This is a genomic window from Muricoccus pecuniae (assembly GCF_014199205.1).
In the GTDB taxonomy this organism is placed as follows: domain Bacteria; phylum Pseudomonadota; class Alphaproteobacteria; order Acetobacterales; family Acetobacteraceae; genus Roseomonas; species Roseomonas pecuniae.
In genome coordinates this window covers 1-1,373 of sequence record NZ_JACIJD010000085.1, presented here as the reverse complement: position 1 = coordinate 1,373, position 1,373 = coordinate 1, and the positions used below count along the sequence as shown (strand labels likewise).

Annotated in this window: 1 protein-coding gene; it reads right to left on the bottom strand. The window is 69.8% G+C overall.

The genetic code is table 11. The features are described from left to right. Nucleotides 1–267: 267 nt before the first annotated feature. The gene (locus FHS87_RS23285) at nt 268–1,299 is read right to left on the bottom strand and encodes an IS110 family RNA-guided transposase (RefSeq protein ID WP_184522300.1); all 1,032 of its coding nucleotides are present in this window, start codon (nt 1,297–1,299) and stop codon (nt 268–270) included. Nucleotides 1,300–1,373: the final 74 nt, after the last annotated feature.

The window sequence follows — 1,373 nt, the reverse complement described above, 5'->3', positions numbered from 1 at the left end:
AAAACGTATGGCCCGCCCCGTCCGCAAGGGCTTTCACGACCTGGTCTGATCAGTCTACGCCAACGTATCCGGTCACAAGGCACATCGGCCCTGGCCAAGATGGAGATCCGCGCGCCCCGGTCCTCATAAAACTAGCGGCGTCAGAGCGCCATTTTTTGCCCCAGGGTTCCAGAACGCCGGTCGACTGTCAGGCCATCTCGCTTCCACCACCCGCAGACCTTGTCCAGCCGCCAGCGCCGGGTGAGCGCGAGCGGCTGACCCCTTGGGCTACGACACGGCCGCCGCCCTCATCTCGAACCGCCGCCCGCTGCGCAGCACCGCGCAGATGATCCGCGCCAGCTTGGCCGCGAGCGCCACCACCACGGTGTTGACGTGCGCTCGGGCAGCCAGGCCTCGCAGCCACCCGCCGAGCGGGGTCTCGCCCTTGGACAACGTCGGCAGCGCAGCACGGGCGCCGTGGATCAGCATCCTTCGCAGGTAGACATTGCCTCGCTTGCTGATCCCCAGGAGCTTTGGCTTGCCACCCGTGGTCATCTGCCGCGGCACCAGCCCCAGCCAGGCAGCGAGATCCCGTCCTCGCTCGAAGGTCTCGGCCCGCCCGATTGCCGCCACCAGCGCCGTCGCGTTCAGCGGCCCAATGCCCGGGATGGTGGTCAGCAGCCGGGCGGCCTCGTCGCTCCGAGCCTCGGCCGCGAACTCCTCGTCGAACGCCTCGATACGCCGGTCCAGCTCGCGCCACTCGGCCCGCTGGTCCTCCACCAGCAGCCGCACCCGCGGACTGAGCGGGACCCGCTCCTCGGCCAGCAGGGTCTCGAGGTAGACCTCCAGCTTGCGCCGCCCCTGGGGCACGGTGATGCCGCGCTCCAGCAGGATGGCGCGCAGCTGGTTGATCAGCGCCGTCCGCTCGCCCACCAGCCGGTCACGGGCGCGATGCAGGCTCTGCATGTCGAGTTGTGCCTCGCTCTTGAGCTCGACAAAGCGCATGGTCGGACGGGTCGCCGCCTCGGCGATCGCCTCCGCGTCCCGCTCGTCGTTCTTCTGCGCCTTCACATAGGGCCGCACGTACTCGGGCGACATGAGCCGCACCTCGTGCCCGGCCTCGCGCAGCCGCCGGCCCAGGTGGTGCGCTCCACAGCACGCCTCCATCGCCACCATGCAGCCCGGCGACCCTGCCGCCAGCCTAACCACCCCGTCCCGGTGCAGGCGCCGTCGCAGGACCACCCGACCGGCCGCGTCCAGCCCGACCACGCTGCAGCTGTTCTTGCCCAGATCCACCCCGAGAACCGCAATCTCCGTCATGGGTCAGCTCCCTCACGCCCCGGTTGCCCGGCCAGCCTACGCCAGCAGGACTGAGGGGCGGGCCATCCCATAAA